8 protein-coding genes are annotated in these 16900 nt (G+C 71.1%); 2 read left to right on the top strand and 6 right to left on the bottom strand.

The features are described from left to right. Positions 1–13: 13 nt before the first annotated feature. The gene (locus MZC64_RS42930; RefSeq protein ID WP_247765382.1) at positions 14–568 is read right to left on the bottom strand and encodes a hypothetical protein; all 555 of its coding nucleotides are present in this window, start codon (positions 566–568) and stop codon (positions 14–16) included. Positions 569–776: 208 nt separating this feature from the next. On the opposite strand from MZC64_RS42930, the gene MZC64_RS42925 reads away from it, so the two are divergent. Then, positions 777–1496: an IclR family transcriptional regulator gene (locus MZC64_RS42925; protein ID WP_247765383.1), complete on the top strand. Its 720-nt coding sequence runs from the start codon at positions 777–779 to the stop codon at positions 1494–1496. A gap of 683 nt (positions 1497–2179) precedes the next feature. Here MZC64_RS42925 and MZC64_RS42920 read toward each other — a convergent pair. Genes MZC64_RS42920 through MZC64_RS42905 form a run of 4 tightly spaced genes read right to left on the bottom strand, consistent with a single transcriptional unit; the run spans position 2180 to position 11106 of the window. Then, the gene (locus MZC64_RS42920; RefSeq protein ID WP_247765384.1) at positions 2180–5572 is read right to left on the bottom strand and encodes an RICIN domain-containing protein; all 3393 of its coding nucleotides are present in this window, start codon (positions 5570–5572) and stop codon (positions 2180–2182) included. Positions 5573–5580: 8 nt separating this feature from the next. Further along, entirely contained in the window at positions 5581–9762 is a 4182-nt protein-coding gene (locus MZC64_RS42915) for a hypothetical protein (protein ID WP_247765385.1), read from the bottom strand. A gap of 34 nt (positions 9763–9796) precedes the next feature. After that, positions 9797–10207: a hypothetical protein gene (locus tag MZC64_RS42910; protein WP_247765386.1), complete on the bottom strand. Its 411-nt coding sequence runs from the start codon at positions 10205–10207 to the stop codon at positions 9797–9799. 41 nt (positions 10208–10248) lie between these two features. Next, the gene (locus tag MZC64_RS42905; RefSeq protein WP_247765387.1) at positions 10249–11106 is read right to left on the bottom strand and encodes a hypothetical protein; all 858 of its coding nucleotides are present in this window, start codon (positions 11104–11106) and stop codon (positions 10249–10251) included. A gap of 135 nt (positions 11107–11241) precedes the next feature. Here MZC64_RS42905 and MZC64_RS42900 point away from each other — a divergent pair, with 135 nt between their 5' ends. Beyond that, positions 11242–14712 (top strand): BTAD domain-containing putative transcriptional regulator, encoded by a 3471-nt coding sequence (locus MZC64_RS42900; protein WP_247765388.1) that lies wholly within the window; start codon positions 11242–11244, stop codon positions 14710–14712. Positions 14713–14896: 184 nt separating this feature from the next. Here the strand turns inward: MZC64_RS42900 and MZC64_RS42895 are convergent, their stop codons facing one another. Next, positions 14897–16618: a cellulase family glycosylhydrolase gene (locus MZC64_RS42895; RefSeq protein WP_247765389.1), complete on the bottom strand. Its 1722-nt coding sequence runs from the start codon at positions 16616–16618 to the stop codon at positions 14897–14899. Positions 16619–16900 lie beyond the last annotated feature (282 nt).

The following is a 16900-nucleotide window of genomic DNA, read 5'->3' as shown; positions in this document are numbered from 1 at the left end:
TGCGGAAACGCGGTCAGCCGCGCGACAGCTCGTCATCGGGGAGCGGGTTGTACACGAGCGCGAGGTGCAGGCCGTAGATCCAGTGCCACACGAAGACCGCGACGATGTACTTCCAGCCGAGATCGAGGCTGAGGAAGCCGGCCTCGGCGCCGCGGGCGGGCGCGTAGACGTAGGGTGTCATGAACGCGACGCTGACCACGGCCAATGCCGTGCCGAGCGTCAGCCCCTTGGCCAGGTTGCCGAACTGCGTGTTACGCCAAGGCAGTAGCGGGTGCAGCGCGCAGGCGAAGACCACCGCGAACACGATGCCGTCGAGGTAGTGGAACACGCCGCCGATGACGAACTTCTCGATGGCGGAACCGAATGGGGTGTAGACGAAGCCGTTGGCCGAGTTCCAGTCGAGCCGGGACAGCCCGACTCCCTGAAACCAGTAGCCGATGATGGTGGCGACATGGGTTGCCACCAGGCCGGCGAGCAGGGCGGCGGCAACGCGGTGCCGGGTGGCCCAGAGTCGCCAGGAGCGCACCGCACCCCCGTTGACCGATCGGCTCTCGACGTTGTTCTCCACAGTGAAGCTCCTTTGTGGACAGGGGCGGCGCCCAATTCCAGATGGTGCGCTATTCGCTCCCATGGTGCGAATAGCGCACCACTGTGTGCGAAGCTAGGTCACCCCGGCAATCCGGTCAAGCGAGCGGGTCCAGGACGACGCAGGCCACCCGGGTACCGTGCAGGTAGGAACCGGTATGTCCGGTTGCGGACTTCAGGAAGGTGGGTGGATGACGCCGCCAGTAGGAGCGGGCCCGCGCGCCGCCGCGGAGACCTCGCCGCCGGCCGCCGGGTCGAAGACCTTGGACAACGGCATCCGGCTGTTGAAGGAGGTCGCCCGCACCCCCGGCGGACTCACCGTCACCGAACTGGCCCGCGCGGTCGGGGTGCACCGCACCGTGGCCTACCGGCTACTCGGCACGTTGTCGGCGCACGGACTGGTGAGCCAGTCCGCGGACGGGCGCTACGAGATGGGACTCGGCGCGCTCGGCCTGTTCGGCGCGGTGCGCCCGGCGCTGCAGGAACTGGCCCGGCCCGAGTTGCGCAGCCTGGTGGAGCACACCGGCGCCACCGCGTTCGTCGCCGTGCTCGACGGCGATGAGGCGGTGAGCGTGGCCGTGGTGGAACCCGTGCGCAGCCAGGCCCACGTCGCCTACCCGGTCGGCCTGCGCCACCGGGTAGACCGCGGCGCGGGCGGCCTGGCGATCCTGGGCGCCCGCGCGCCGCAGCCGGACGAGCGCGTGGAGATCAGCCGCGCCCGCGAACTGGGCTACGCCACGAGCTACGGCGAGCTGGAGAACGGGATCTGGGGCCTGGCCTCGGCGATCCCGGTCACCGGGGCGGCGCCGGAGTCCGCCATCGGGGTCGTCGCACTGGGTCCGCTCGACGAGCCCCGCACGGCGGAGCTGGTGCTCGCGGCGGCGGCGACCATCAGCCGCCGGTTGTCCTGACCACCGGCAGTCCCGGCGTCTGCGGCAGCCTGCGGCAGCAGCAGTCCAGGCGGGACGCTGACGCCTCAATGCTCGACAGCTATCCAGCATCCTGATCGCCAGGCTGCGACGGGCAACTCCCCCTGGACTGGCCCGTCGACACTGAGCCCCACGATCACCGCTTTGCGCGGTCGGTCAGGCGGCGTGCCACTCGGAGTGCGCGCAGCTCGGCGGCGAGTCGCTGCGCGTCTCCGCCACCATCGACGAACCCCGCTACGAAGAGGAAAGCGACATCTTCCCGCTGATCCACACCCACCTGACCATAAGCGAGTGGCACGCCGTACTGGACCACGCGAAGGCGTATATGCGCGGCCACGCACACGCTTTCGTCATCGCGTCTGTGCCCGCCGACTTCCGGGAGGGCTGGGCCTCGGTGGGCCAGGAGGTGTTCCGGGAGTCCCGTGCGCTGCTGTACCCGGTCTAGCGTTTCCCGCCCGCCAGCAGCGCTTTTCCGATGGCCGCGCCGGACTCCAGCTTGCGGAACTGGACTGGTTGCAGGCCTCGCCCACGACACCACGCACATCCGCCCCAGTGTCCGCGGCGCCAACCGGGATCAACCCGCCACGAATGCCTTCACCGGGTGGATCGCCCGGTGCGCCACTCCCCGGCCGTGCCGAGGCGTGGCGCACAGGGCTGAGCTCACCTCAGCTGACCGGTCTGGCGTTCCAGATCGCCGACACCGGCGTGGGGCCGGTCTCACTCTGCTCACCGAGGACCGCGGGTGCGTCGTCGTTGAGCGAGTCACCGGCGACCACCAGCACCCGGTTCGGCACTCCGGTGGGCGAGAGCAGGTACTGCACCGAGCCCGCCGCGATGCCGTAGCCCCAAGTGGTGATGTAGGCGGCGTTGGCGCAGTCCACCTGCACGGCCAGCGTGTTCAGCACGTCCTTCTTGTCCTTGGGCACCGCGAGGCACTTACCGCTGGAACGGTTGATCAGGCGGTAGTTGTGCGGGTTGCCGCCGGGGGCCGCGCCGTAGTGGTCGTAGCGCACCGTCCAGTGGTCGGTGAAGGTGTTCACACAGCCGCGCTGCTCGACCACGGCGCGCTCGGCGGTGGAGTTGTTGTCCACCACCATGCACTTCCCGCTGTGCCCGTTGACGATCGCGGCCAGCACGTCATCCGGCCGGTCGTCCACCGCGCCGGGGACGAAGGCAATGGCGTCGAAGGCGACCTCGCCGCGTGAGCTGAGCGCGTTGATGTTGCTCAACCGGACCTTCGGCGTGTTGCTGAACTGGAAGAAGCCCAGCCGCACCCACCGGTTGCCGCCGCGCACCTGGACGACCCCGCCGTTGGGTCCTGGCGCGCTCCCCTCAGCGTCGGCCTGCTTCACCGTGCGGACGTCCGTGCCCAAGGCGGTCTCGATCTCGTACTTCACCTCGGCGACGGCCAGGTGGTCCGGGATGTGCGCGTAGACCTTGGCCACCCCGTCGATCCGCCGGTTGAGCGCCCAGGTGCCGGTGATCCGCAACGAGTCGTCCCGAGGGGCGACCTTGGTCTCACTGGTCCAGAAGTGCGCGCCGAACCCACCGCCGACCTGGTGCAGGTCGATCTTGCCCGGCTGCATGCCGTGCTGGTCCCTGGCGAAGTCCAGCTCGAAGGAACCCGCGTTGGACGGCCGGTAGCACTCCGGCACGCTGGCCGGCGGCACGTCGTTGGGCAGGTTGTCGATCACCAGCGCGTCCACCGGCAAGCCCGTGGTGACGCACCTGGGCGGGTAGCTGATCGTGGTCACCGCGTTGCCCGCCGAGTCCCGCCGCACGGGTTCCTCGGTCCGGTACCTGTCGCCGTCGAAGCGCAGGAACTCGTTCCCACAGGTCGCCGCGCAGTCCGGCTTCCAGGTGGCCGATTTGTGGTACCAGCACTTGAGATCGCGCTGCCCTCTGGCGTTGACGTGGTGGCACGGCCCGGCGGGCTCGCCGACCACCTCCGGCGCGGTGGGCGGCACCCACGGCCGGTCCGGGAAGCAGTCGTTGGAGGAGTCGCAGAACTGCTGGACGGGCGGCTTCGCCCGGTCCCGGTTGAGCGGCGCGCTGTCCCCGCCACCCCACCACGCGGCGCGGAAGAACGGCACCTCCATGCCCGGCGCCTCGTAGCCCGAGGGCGGGTTGGCGGCGAACCCGAGCACCTTCTCCGGGTACGGCCACTGCTGTGGCTTGGCAAAGTCCGACGGGCGCTTGCCGAAGGGCTGGCGGTCCGGCGGGTACTTGGGGTTGACCGGGTTGTTGCCCCAGCCGAGCCCGTAGGCGCCGTTCGTGCCTGCCTCGCCCGGCACGTGGTAGCCGGAGTTGTAGGCCCACAGCGCGTAGAACCAGTTCTCCGGCTTGGCCGGATCGTTGTTGTTCACCGTGATCCCGGCGGCCTGCAGCTCGTTCCACTTGGCCACCAGGATCTGCAGCGAGGCGGCGATGTTGGCCGCGTAGTCGGTCGCGATCGCCATCTGGTGGGCGGGCGGGCGGGGCTTGTCGTTCGGCTTGTTCGGATGCGGTTTGCCCGGCTGCCGCATGCCGTCGGTGACCTGGCCGACCCCGTAGCCGCAGTCGGCCTTGTCCCACCGGATCGTCCAGTCGTCGGCCTCGGATTCGTTGTAGTAGTCCACGCCGTAGTAGTTGCCCACCAACGGATTGCCGGTCTGGCCGGGCAGCACGTGCCGCTTGGCCTGCCACAGGTTGGACTCCTGGCCGAGCACCCCGAGCAGCACCTGCGCCGGAACGCGGCCGCCGTTGCGCAGCGCGGGCAGCGGGAAGAAGTCCTGCGGCCGGTACGCGCCGAGGCCGTTGCCCTTCCAGTCCGGCGGGCGCAGCACCTTCAGTTCGGACACCACCGCGTAGTCCACCGCCCACTCCACCTGCCGGGGCGAGGGCTGGTACACCTGGAGGTGGGGGTCGTTGCGCAGCACCGAGCACACCGCCCCGTCATCGATCGAGGAGGACTGGGCGGCCGGGGCGGCCGGAGCGGAACCGTTGGCCGCCGCGGGCTTCGCTCGTCCCCCGGCCACCTTCTTGTCCACAGTGGACTGAACGGACTTCCCGCTGCCGGTGCCGGTCACGTCGAGCTGGATCCGCGCGGGCTGACCGGCCACCGCGCTCAGCCCGGTGACCGCGGTCCGCCCCAGCGTGGACACCTGGGCCTGCGCGGGCGCGGCCACCGCGGTGACCGACGGCGGCAACGCGTCAACCGCCTTGGCCCCGCCGTGGATGAAAACTCGGCCTCCGGCGCCTGCGGTGGTGCCGACCTCGCCGAGGGCGCCGGTGGCCAGCGTGGTCGTGTCCTTGCCCGCGAACCGCCGCACCCGGCTGGTCGTGCCGTCCAGGTCGGTGAAGACCACCCCGCCCCCGGCGTCGGGGATCAACCGGTGCGCCACCCCCTTGCTGGGGGCGATCCGGGTGCGCACCCCGGTGGGCGCCACCCGTTCCAGCTGTCCGGCGCTGGCGATCACCAGGGAGTCGCCTGCCGGCACCGCGGAGGTTGCCTGGCCGGGGATCTCGACCCGGCCGCGTTCCTTGCCGGTGGCGGCTTCCACGGTGATGACCCTGGTCCGGCCGAGGTCGTTCTCCCCCGCCTGGGTCAGTGCCACGGTGTCGGCCGCGCCGCAGCCGGGGTTGAAGTAGGCCAGGGTGGTGCGCACCGGCAGGTCACGGACCTGCCCGGTGTCCAGATCGACCACCGCGGTGTAGCCGCCCCTGGCGAAGAGCTGCTCGTCGGAGGCGAAGGCGCGCGGCGCGTACACCACCACCGCGTGCCTGCCCGATGCGCTCAGGCAGGCGTTGCCGATCCACCGGTCGGTGTCCATGCCGGGACGGGACAGCGTGGCCGCGGTGCGCCAGCCGTAGTCCTGCGCGGCATCCGCGACCAGCACGTGGAACCCGTCGGCGTCACCGGTGGTGGTCCACAGGCGGTCGCCCGATTTCTGCCAGTCCGGTCCGAAAACACCGTCCCTGGTCTGCTTTTCGGTGGCCGCGGTGGCCACCGCGGCCGTGCTGAAGGAACCAAGCAGCGCCAGCACCAGTGCGGCGCATCTCATCCGTCTTCTGCTCATCGATCCCCCTAGTGGTTGCTGGAGTGCGCCGGATCGGCGGGGATGCCGTGGGTGCGGCAGAAGAACGCGCGGGTCGGGTTGATCCCGGGATCCGGACTCGCGCTGATCTGCCACGGGTTGCCCGTGCGTTCGGGTTTGGCCGCGCCGCACGCCCGGTAGGCGTTGTCGCTGATGTCGTTGGGCAGCGAGCTGAAGTTCTGGAAGTCCCCCTTGAGCACCGGGGCGGCCCCGTTGACCCGGTTGCCGTCGCGGTCGATGGCCAGGCCGTTGTGGTAGAGGTACTGGTCCGGCATGAAGCTCGCGGTCAGCACCGGCACCTCCGGTTTGGCCTTCCTGATGATCCCGTCCGCACAGGCGAGGAAGCTGAGTTCCTGCCAGATCGGCGCCGCCTGGGTGAACGGGCTGGAGCCCAGGCCCGCCACGCCGTCGTTGGCGAAGAACGTGCTGTAGGACTGGCGGACCAGCTCCTTGACCGGGTCGGGCACCCGGACGTTGGTGTCCACAGTGGACATCCAGTTGCGCATGGCGGTGGTTGGCCCGGACTGGCTGAGCATCGGCCGGTAGGCGATCATGCCGCCCGCGGTGCCCAGGGTCTGCACACATTCGCTGCCGTTGCCCGCGGCCGGATCGAGGTCCACCAGCCTGGGCGCGATGCCGATGTGGTGGAACGCCCTGCCCGGCATGCCGCCGGTGGCCAGCGGGTCGACGGTGCGCCACACCCCGTCGTGCACCAGCAGGTCCGGCATGCTGTACCGCAAGTCCGGCACGGCCGTGCCGTAGGCGCGGTTGAGGTCGGTCACCAGGTTCAGCAGGAACTTCGGCAGGTGGGTGATGCCGCTGCGATTCTCATACCGCACCGACTCGCTGCCGGGCACGATCTTCCCGGTGTCGTCGGCGACGAAGGACACCACGGTCTTGCTCTTGAGCTTGTAGCGGTTGTCGTTGTCGAAGTGCGCGGGTCGCCGGTTGTCAGTCGGCCGGTCCAGATTGGTGTTGGCGAAGCCGATCCAGCCCGCGATGCTCCGGCCGGGTGGGTGGTTGACCGGATCCGTGCCCGCGGCGAGCACCTCGTCCCGCCACACCTCGGCGAAGGTGCCCAGGTTCTGCGGCACGCACCCGGAGTGCGGGGCGCTGGTGCACCGGGGCAGCCGGTGGATCGCCGAGGAGGTGTCGAAGGCCCAGTCGAACAGCGTCTGCCGGTCCTTGATGATCCCGCCGAGCGCCGAGCCGGGGAACGGGGTGTCGATGTTCTGGTTCTCGTCGAAGATGGCCACCGCCTCGACGGACTCCTCGCGGTAGGTCCCGTTGATCGGCACGAAGGCCACCGCGTCGAAGGCGATGTCGCGCACCCCGTCCCCGTCCTCGGTCACCGAGGACAGCGTCACCGCCGGGTGCGCGCCGCTGAACTGGTAGGTGCCGAGGGACACCCAGCGGTTGCCCGCGCCCGGCTGCGCGGTCACCTTGACCCTGGGACCATCCGCGCCGGTGATCTGGTACCGGGCCAGGTTGGTGTGCGCGCCGTGGTCGGGCAGCGCCACCATGATCTTCATCGGCCCGGTGCGGGGCTGCCCCAGCCGCCAGGTCGCCTTGGTCTCGAGCTTGCCGCCCTCCATGCCCGGGGTGCGGGCGTGGGTGAACCAGAAGTGGCCGCCGAAACCGCCGCCGATCTGGTGAGTGTCGATCTTGCCGGGCTGCCGTCCGCTCGCGTCGTTCTGGTAGGACAGGGTGAAGGTGCCCGCGTTGGTCCACGGGCGGGCGCAGTCCGGCCGCACCGACGGGGTGCCATCGGGCACGTCGTCGACGATGAGCGCGCCCTGCGGCAGGCCGCGCAGGTCGCAGGTCGGCGGGTAGCTGGCCACGTCCTCCTGGTAGGCGTACCCGGGGTCGAACCGCAGCAGCTCGTTGCCGCAGCTGTAGGCGCAGTCGGCCTTCCACGTGTTCGACTGGTGGTACCAGCACTTCAGGTCGTACTGCCCGGCGCCGTTCTGGTGATAGCAGGGCCCGGCAGGCTCGCCGACGACCTCCGGCGCGTTCGGAGTGACCCTGGGCCGTTCGGGGTGGCACTGGTTGCTGGGGTCGCAGAACTGGTTGACCGGTGGTTTGACCGCCCGCCGGTTGGCCGGTCCGGTGGTCGCGTCGCCGTTCCACCACGCAGGCCGGAACCCGGCCACCAGGTTGCCCGGGGTGTCGATGATCTCGACCGGGTGACCGGCCCAGCCCAGCACCTTCTCCGGGTACGGCCAGCGCTGTGGGTTCTTGGCGTCCTCGTAGGTGTACTCCAGGAACGGCGCGCGGTTGGCCGGGTACTTCGGGTTGGCCGGGTTGTTCAGCCAGCCAAGGCCCCACGGCGAGCCGTCGCCCTTGTTCGGATAGAAGCCCGAGTTGTAGGCCCACACGGCGAAAAACCAGTTCTCCAGCTTCGCGGAGTCCCCGTTGTTCACCTTCAGCCCGGCCGAGGCCACCTGGTTCCACTTGGCCTGCAGGATGCGCAGCCCGGCGGCGATGTTGGCCGCGAAGTCCAGGGCCACCGCGCGCTGGGTCTGGTACGGCAGCGCCACCTCGCCCGGTTTGGTCCGGCCGGCCAGGCGCATGCCGTCGGTCACCTGGGTGACGCCGTAGCCGCAGTCGGCCTTGCTGAAATCGATCGTCCAGTCATCGGCCGGATCGCCGTTGTAGTAGTCGATGCCGTAGTAGTTGCCGATCAGCGGGTTGGCGGTGACCCCTGGCACCGCGTACCGGCCCGCCTGCCACAGGTTGGACTCCTGGGCGGCGATGCCCAGCATCACCTGCGCGGGCACGTGCGTGCCCTCGACGAGCAGGATCGGCGGGAACAGCGCCTGCGGCTGGTAGCCGGGCATGCCCAGGTTCTTCCAGTTCCCCGGTCGCTGCACCATCAGCGCGCCGCGCACCGCCTGGTTCACCGCCCACTCCACCTGCCGGGGCCGGGGCTGCATGGCCTGGTCGCGGGGATTGTTGCGGGCCACCGAGCAGAACCGGTCCGCGGTGTCGGCCGGGTCGTGCGGATCACCGGCGGCCGTCGCGGCGGGCGAGGCGGCTGCGGGCTGCTCCGGCGGGGGCAGGTGCTCGGGCTGGGCGCGGAACTCGATGGCCATGCCGGTGCGCAAGGAGGTCGCGGACAGGGTCACCGCCTGCGGCGCCCTGCTGGGCACCCGCGCTCTCGGATCGGCCGTCTCGCCCTTCACCGAGGTCACCGCGAGACCGCCCCTGGTGGACGGCTGCGCGCCAGCGGGCACGGCGAGCACCTGGACCCCCTGGACCGTTTTCGCCTTGGCCGCGCCGGTGACGAACACCTGCCCACCCCGGCCGGAGGTCACATCCAGCGCGGTCAGCCCACCGGACTCGACCGTGGTCACGCTCCGCCGGGCCTGGTCGACCCGCCGCGCCGCCACCTGGTCCTGGCCGACGCGCTCCAGGTACACCACACCGCCGGCGCCGTCCGCGGCGAGCTTGAACGGCACGCCCGCGGTGGCGGCGAGGAAGTGCCGGTGCCCCTTCTCATCGACCCGCACCACCGCGCCGCTGTCCGCGGCCACGATGCCCTGCTCGGTGGGCACCGCGGAGGTGAGCTGGCCGGGCACCTCGATGGGCGCCAGCACCGCGGCCTTGGCCGCGTCCACCCTGAGCAAGCGGGTGCGCCCGAGGTCCTCGTCCCCGGCCTGGGTCAGCACCGCCTGCTCACCCGCGCCGCAGGACGGGCTGAAGTAGGCGAGGCTGGACCGCGCGCGCAGCCTGGCGACCGCGCCGGTGCGCAGGTCAACCACGGCGGTGAACGCGCCCCGGTCGAACAGCTCGGCCCGGTTGGTGAACGTCCTGGGCGCGTACGCCACCACGGCCCGGTCGCCGGAGGCGGTCACACAGGCGTTGCCGATCCACTGGTCGGCCTCCAGTCCCGGCTCGCGCAGACTGGCCGCGGTGCGCCAGCGGTAGCCGTTGCTCTCCTCGGCCACCAGCAGGTGCAGCCCGTGCTGGTCACCGGTGGTGGTCACCGCGCGATCCCGCGAGGCGCGCCAGTCCCGGCCGAGCAGTTCGGTTCGGCGTTCCTCGGCCACCGCGGCCTGAGCGGGCGCGGCGGGCGCCGCCGCCGCGGTGGGCGGCGCCAGCCCCATCGGGACCGTGGCCACCACTGTCGCCAGCACAACGACCGGCGCCTGCCATCTTCGACGTCTCACGTGCTTCCTCTCTCCCCAGTTCTCCGACGGCCGATCAGGCCAGGTTGGTCCACTTCATGGAGCTGATCTGGTTGTCCATCGAGATGTTCGAGGCGTCGAACTTGAAGTTGCGCAGGTCGTCGATGCACCGCGCGTTGTAGAGGCCCCGCTTGGCGCCCTGGTAGTGGGTGTGCTGGAAAAGCCACACGTCGTCGAAGTCGCCCACCCAGCCGCGGTTGCACACCGAGGAGGTGGTGTCGTGGCAGGGCCCCAGGGTGTCGGGGCTGCTGGCCCAGGCGTTGCAGTAGTCGGTGTAGTGGTATCCACTCCAGATCAGGACCCGGCCGTCCGGTGCGGCGGCCACCGCCCCGGGTTCCCCGGCGTGGGCGAGCTGGGCCGCCGCGGGCAGGATGGCGACCGCCGCGGCGACGGCGGCCAGCCGGGTGCGGATGCTACGGATCTTCATGGTGTTCCTTCTTTCGGTTGCCGGACAGAGGTTGTGGAGTCTCAGCGGGTGGCGGCCAGCACCGCGCGGGCGCGTGGCACCGCGTCCGCGCGCAGTCTCCGTTCGGTGTCCACTTCGGACTGGAACTCCCGGTTGAGCCGGGTGTCGTGCTCCCGGTCAAGGGTCGTTGCCGCGGCGGCGAATCCCGTGCGCACGGCGCAGCCGGCTTCGGCGACGGCGAGCTTCCGCTCGGCCTCGGCTGGCAGCGGCAGCGCGGCGCGGGCCTCGGCCGGGGTGGCGTGCGGGTGGCCCTCGGCGCGCATGCAGTCGGCCCAGGAACCGGCCGCCGCGGCGAACCGCGGGTCGGCGAGCACCCGCGAACGTCGCAGTGACGGCAGTTCCCGCACCACGGTCTCGGCCTTGAACCACTCGGCCAGTTCGCCGTAGAGCCGGGCCTCCGCCTCGGCCTGACAACCGTTGTCGCTGCGCGTGGTCAGCGCGCCGCCCGGCACCCGCACGCTCAACGCGCGGGGCCGGTCCCCGTGGATGGCCTTGAGCGCCGCCTCGGCCCGCCCGCGCGGCTGCCGCGCGTAGTAGCTCTGGTTGGGATTCTCGGCCGGGGGCTCCGGGGCGGGTCCGTAGCCGTGGGCCGCCGCCCAGGCGGGATCGTCCAGCGCGTAGGGAAAATCCCGCCTGGGCGGCGCGGTCGACGGTGCGCTGACCCGGTACTCGAACCCGAGTTCGCGCATGCACTCGCGGATGAGCGCCTGTTCGGCCTGCGCCAGCGCCGCGTGGTCGTCCAGCGCGGGCAGCGGCGCCGGGCCGGGACCCTCCGGGCGGGTCGTGGCCATCGTCACCACCACCGCGGCGAAGGCCACGACAGCGAGCACCGCCATCCCCATGAGCAGGCGTTTCAGCACCGCGAATTCCCCCAGTGAGCATCCGTCGACAGCGGAGATGACCTTGCCCCCGGCCACTGGCACGGCACTGTCGGATTGGTGTCACCGGTGGTCCGCGTGGCTAGACTGGCGCGACGGCTCATCCTGGGAGCGGAGTTGGCACTGGTTCCGCGGATCGAGATCGCGTTGCTCGGCTCTTTCCGCGTGCGGGTGGACGGCCGGGATGTGGTGCTCAGCAGTGATCGGCAGCGAGTGCTGCTCGCGGCGCTGGCGCTTGAGGTCGGCCGCACGGTCCCGGCCGATTCGCTGGTGGCGGAGGTGTGGCGCGGCGCGGAGTTGCCCGCCAGTGCCAAGGGCGCGGTGCAGACCTATGTGATGCGGTTGCGCCGGGTGCTCGGCCAGCACGTGATCGCCACCGACAGCCACGGCTACCGGCTGGAGCTGCCTGCCGAGGCGGTGGATGTCGCCCGGTTCACCCGGCTGGCCGAGCAGGCGGCGGAGCAGGGGCCCGCGCTCGCGCGGCAGCTGCTGACCCGGGCCCTGACCGAGTGGCGCGGGGAGCCGCACCTGCTCGCCCCCGGCAGGCGGCAGGCGCTGGGCGAGCGGCGGCTGGCGGCCGAGGAACGGCTGGCCGAACTGGACCTGGCCGAGCAGCGCCTGACCGGCTTGCCGGAGCGGTTGCGTGGGCTGCTCGGCGGCCACCCACTGCGGGAATCGTTGTGGCTGTTGCTGATCCGGGCGCTGGTCGCGGCCGGCCGCGGGGCCGAGGCGCTGGCCGAGTACGCCGCCTGCCGCGCGCTGCTGGCCGAGGAACTCGGCGTGGAACCAGGACCGGCGCTGCGCGGGCTGCACCTGTCATTGCTGGCCGGGACCCCGGCCGTGCGCACCCTGGTCCCTCGCCAGCTGCCCGCCGACATCCGGCACTTCGCCGGGCGGACCGCGGAACTGGCCGCGCTCGAGGACCTCCTGGGCCCGCCGGACCGGCGGGTGGGCACGATGGTGGTGATCGAGGGCTCCGCCGGCGTGGGCAAGACGGCCCTGGCCGTGCACTGGGGGCATCGGATCGCCGGACAGTTCCCGGACGGGCAGCTGTACCTGGATCTGGACGGCCACGGCGACACCGGGCCGATGTCGGCGGCCTCGGCGCTGGAGGTGCTGCTGCGCGCGCTGTCCGTGCGGTCGGCGGACATCCCGGGCACGCTGCCCGAACGCGTAGCGCTGCTGCGCACCGTGCTGGCCAGGCGGCAGGTGTTCCTGTTGCTGGACAACGCACAGGACGCCGAGCAGATCAGGCCGCTGGCGCCGATCCCCGGCTGCCTGGTCGTGCTCACCGCACGAGTCCCGTTGCCCGGTCTGAGCGCCACCGCGGGCGCGCACCGGATCACCCTCGGCGGGCTGTCCCGGACCGAGGCGCTGGGCTTGCTGCGGCACGGCCTTGGCGAACACCGCCTCCGCACCGATCCCCAGGCCGTCGAGCAGCTGATCGACCGCTCCGGTGGACTGCCCCTGGCGCTGGTGCTGGCCGGTGCACGGGCCGCCCGCTTCCCCGACCGGCCACTGGCCGAACTCATCGAAGACCACGCTCGGTTCGAGCTGCCCGGCGGGCGGCCACGGCCGGCCACCACACCCGCGCAACTGCCCGCCCCGCCCAGCCTGTTCACCGGCCGGGGCGCCGAACTGGCCCGCCTCGACCAGGTGCTGACCCCGGGCGGCACGGTCGCGGTATCCGCGGTCGGCGGGATCGGTGGCGTCGGCAAGACCGCGCTCACCCTGCACTGGGCGCACGCGAACCTGGCCGCCTTCCCGGACGGCCAGCTGCACGTCAATCTGTGCGGCTTCGACCCCATCGCCCAGCCGATGCCCCCCGCGGTGGCCCTGCGCGGCTTCCTGGACGCCCTCGGCGTGCCCGCCGCCGCCGTCCCGGTGGACGAACACGCCCAAGCCGCCCTCTACCGCAGCCTGGTCGCCGGCCGCCGCCTGCTCATCGTGCTGGACAACGCCCGCGACGCCGACCACGTGCGGCCACTGCTGCCCGGCAGCCCTGCCTGCACCGTGGTGATCACCAGCCGCCACCGCCTGGACGGCCTGCTCGCCACGCACGGCGTCCGCACACTGCCCATGGACGTCCTCACCGAACCCGACGCCCAGCACCTGCTCGCCCGCTACCTCGGCGCCGACCGGGTGGCCGCCGAACCACAGGCCGTGGCCGAGCTGCTGGCCCGCTGCGCCCGGCTGCCGCTGGCCCTGGGCATCGTGGCCGCCCGCGCCGCCACCCACCCCGGCTTCCCACTCGCGGCACTGGCCGAGGAGCTCCGCGACGAGGACACCCGCCTGGACGCCCTGGACTCCGGCGAGCCGGCCAGCAACCTGCGCACCGTCTTCGCCACCACCTACCAGGTTCTCTCCGCCGGCGCGGTGAACCTGGCCGGCCTGCTCGCCCTGGCGCCCGGCCCGGACCTCGGCCTGCCCGCGGCCGCGGTCCTGGCCGGGGCCGGCGAACCCACCGTCCGCGCCCGGCTCCGTGAACTGGCCGCGGTGCACCTGGTCCAGGAACACGTCCCTGGCCGCTACCGCATGCACGACCTGGTCCGCCGCTACGCCGCCGAACACGCCGGTGCGGCCGAGGAGGCGTTGCGCAGGCTGCTCGCGCACTACCAGGATCAGGTCGGGAAATTCCTTTCCCCCGCACTGCTGCCCGAGGTGGCCAACCTGGTCGCCGCTACCACGCACGCCGCCCGGCAGGGCTGGTTGCCCGGTCTGCCCGGACTGGTCAGAGGGGTGCTGCGGATGCTGGACGCACTCGGGCACTACGACACCGCGCTCAGCCTCGGCCGGCTCGTCCTGGACCTCGGCGACGCGGAGCTGACCGCGGTGACCTCGGCGTGCCTGGGCCTGACCTACTGGCACCTCAACCGTTTCGCCGAGTCGGCGACCCGCTTCCAGCGGGCGGTGGATCATGCCAGGGCAGTGGGTGACCGGCCGGCCGAGGCGGAGGGACTCTGCGGGCTGGGCCTGACCCACTGGCGGCTGGCGGAGTACGAGCAGGCGCTGGCCGAGTTCGAGCAGGCGTTGAAGATCGGCAGCGACTTCGACAACGCCTACCTGTGCGCCAACGCCCACCTGGGCGCCGGATTCGTGCACCATTGGATGGGCGACTACCAGCGCGCGCTCGAACACCACCAGGCCACGGTGGAGATCGCCAGGGTGGCGGGCGGCGTCGACTCCCTGGAGTGGAACGGGCTCAACGGCATGGGCATCGCGCTGGTACGCCTGGGCCGGGCGGAGGAGGGCAGGCAGCGACTCGCGGAATCCCTGGCGCTGTCCACCGCGGCGGGGGACCGGTACACCACGGGCTCAGACCTGTTCTGCCTCGGCTTCGCCCTCCAGGCCCTCGGCGAGGCGGCCGCCGCCGTCGAACACCACCAGCGGTCCCTCGTCATCGCCGTGGAGATCGGCGACACGCTGCACCAGGTCCGCGCGCTCCAAGGCCTGGGCGCCAGTTACGAACAGCTCGGCGAACCAGACCAGGCCGCCGGTTACCGGGCGCGCGCCCGCGAACTCGTCGACCAGTGCGGTTTCCCCTTGGCAGAAACCACGACCCTGTGGGCCGTGGCCCCACCCGGCTGAGGGATTCGCCTGCCGTCCGCGACCCCCGCGACTGCTCCCCGCCGCACGGTGGCGTCGCCTGGTCGCCTTGATCCAGCCCGACCACCGCATCGACCCGCCCTTCGCTGAACAGCCAACGCCGTCGGCGCGTAAACCTGGCTCTACTGGACCCAGTACCCCGACCACAGCCCCAACGAGACCATCCTCAGCGACCTGGCAGGACGGTGCCGGTGACCGTGCCGCCCGACTTGGTGAGGTAGTAGGTCACCTTGGCGCCGCTCCAGTAGTGGAAGGTGAGCGTCACCCGCGAGTTGTCCTTGACCGCGGCGAAGAACTCCGGCGTCAAGGTGGTGGCCCCGGTGGCGTAGTTGGGGGCGAACGCGCGGTCGAACTCCTTGAAGGAGGTCCACTCGTGCGGGCCCGCGTTGGCGCCGTCGGCGTACTTGGCCTCCATCGTGGCGAGCAGGTCACCGCGGAAGGTCGTCGGGATCGCGAACGAACTCGTCGTGCCGTTGGCGTTGGCCAATACCGGCTGGTCGTAGGTGATGAGGTTGAACCGCCACGGCAGGCCACTGGCGAAGCGGGCCGACAACACCGCGTTGATGCCGTACTGCCGCGATCCGCTCAGCCTGGTCATCGCCGAGGCGGTCAGGGTGAGCTGGCCCCCGGACACGGTGTAGTCGGCGCCGCGCACCAGTTCGGTGTTGCCATGGCGCAGCCCCGAGAACGAGGTTCCGTTGAGGTTCAACGTGATCGTCTTGGCGCTGAGGGCGCTGGACCGGGCGCTGAACACCTGGTCGGTGGACGCGGTGGCGGAGCGGGTCGTCCAGCTCGACTTGATCTGTGCGGCCAGTTCCGGGTCGCGCCACTGGAACGAGGTGCGGCCGAGGTGCTGGCCGTTGTCCCACAACATCGTGGTGATCTTGCGCAGGCGCGCCTGGTAGCCGAGGTACTCGAAGAACTTCAGCTTCTCACCCTGCTGGATGGTGCCGGTGTGCCGATCGAAACCGAGCAGGCCGTACTCGCCGAGAATCACCGGGACGCCGCGCGCGAGGAAGGTGTTGTGCACGCGGTCGACGAAGTCGGTGACGTCTTTCTGGGCGGTGGCGTCGAAGTGCGTGCCGCCCGCGACGTTCACGCTGAACGGCCAGTAGCCGTAGTAGTGCACTGTCGCGATCAGGTTCGGGTCGTTGAACCCGCGGATCGAGGTCGCCAGCTCGTCCAGGCGGGCCTGCTCGGCGGAGGTGTGCAGGGTCGGCAGCACGAGCAGGCGAGTGGCGTTGTTGCCGCCGGAGCGGCGCACGATGTCGCGGAAGGAGGCGTTCAGCTCGTGCAGCAACCGCGCCTCCTGGACAACGCCGGAGCTACCGGTGAACTGCGGCTCGTTGACACTCTCCAAGGTCAGCTGGGCCGGCGGGAACTCCTTGAACGCGGTGGCCAGCTGGGTCCAGATGGTGTTGTAGCGGCTGAGCACACCGGTGTGATCCGACGGCATGTTCAGGATCCACTGCCACGAGTCGTGATGGAGGTTGATCATGACGTAGAGGCCGTTCGCCAGCGCCCAGCGGACCACCTCCTTGACGCGGTTGAGGTACTCGGGCCGGATCTGGTGCTCCGGCGCCGGACCGGTGTGCTGGGTCCAGGTGACCGGGATCCGGATGCTCTTGAAGCCCTGGGCCTTCACGTTGCGCAGCAACGATTCCGTGACGCGCGGGTTGCCCCAGGAGGTCTCGTCGCCGCCGGTGGAGTCCAGCGTGTTGCCGAGGTTCCAGCCCGGCTGCATCGCCGCGACGTGCGCCATCGGACCGCCGGCCGCGCGATCTTTTCCGGCCTGGGCGGCCACGGCCTCGCCCGCGCCTGCCGCCAAGGTGAACTGGGCGATGAGGACTGCCAAGGGCAGCAGGAACCGCTTTCGGAAGAATGTCATTGTCTCTCCATGGCAGGGGAATCACGGGCCAGGATCACGATGACTGTCACCACCCGGGTTCGCTCCTGTCAACGAGCAATGCGCCAGGCGGGCTGAATTCGACTCGATTCGACCACAGCACCGGAATGTTCGACGCCGTTCAGGACCGCGGCCGAGGACCCCCGCCCACCGAGATCGGCGCGAAGCTCTAGGCCGCAACTCGCCGCCGTGTTGGCCGTTGGGCGGTTTCTAGTGGTGGTTGCATCGTGGTGGGCTAGCGATGCTTGGTGAGCAGGGTGTGCA

Origin of the sequence: Crossiella sp. S99.2 (genome assembly GCF_023094165.1) — a bacterium.
Lineage (GTDB): Bacteria > Actinomycetota > Actinomycetes > Mycobacteriales > Pseudonocardiaceae > Crossiella.
The sequence above is the reverse complement of the archived record's forward strand: the minus strand, read 5'-3'. Positions and strand labels throughout refer to the sequence as shown.

Bases quoted from the DNA above. Each gene is read 5' to 3' on its own strand.
- MZC64_RS42910 (WP_247765386.1), bottom strand. From the start codon at position 10,207: ATGAAGATCCGTAGCATCCGCACCCGGCTGGCCGCCGTCGCCGCGGCG.
- MZC64_RS42920 (WP_247765384.1), bottom strand. From the start codon at position 5,572: ATGAGCAGAAGACGGATGAGATGCGCCGCACTGGTGCTGGCGCTGCTT.
- MZC64_RS42925 (WP_247765383.1), top strand. From the start codon at position 777: ATGACGCCGCCAGTAGGAGCGGGCCCGCGCGCCGCCGCGGAGACCTCG.
- MZC64_RS42895 (WP_247765389.1), bottom strand. From the start codon at position 16,618: ATGACATTCTTCCGAAAGCGGTTCCTGCTGCCCTTGGCAGTCCTCATC.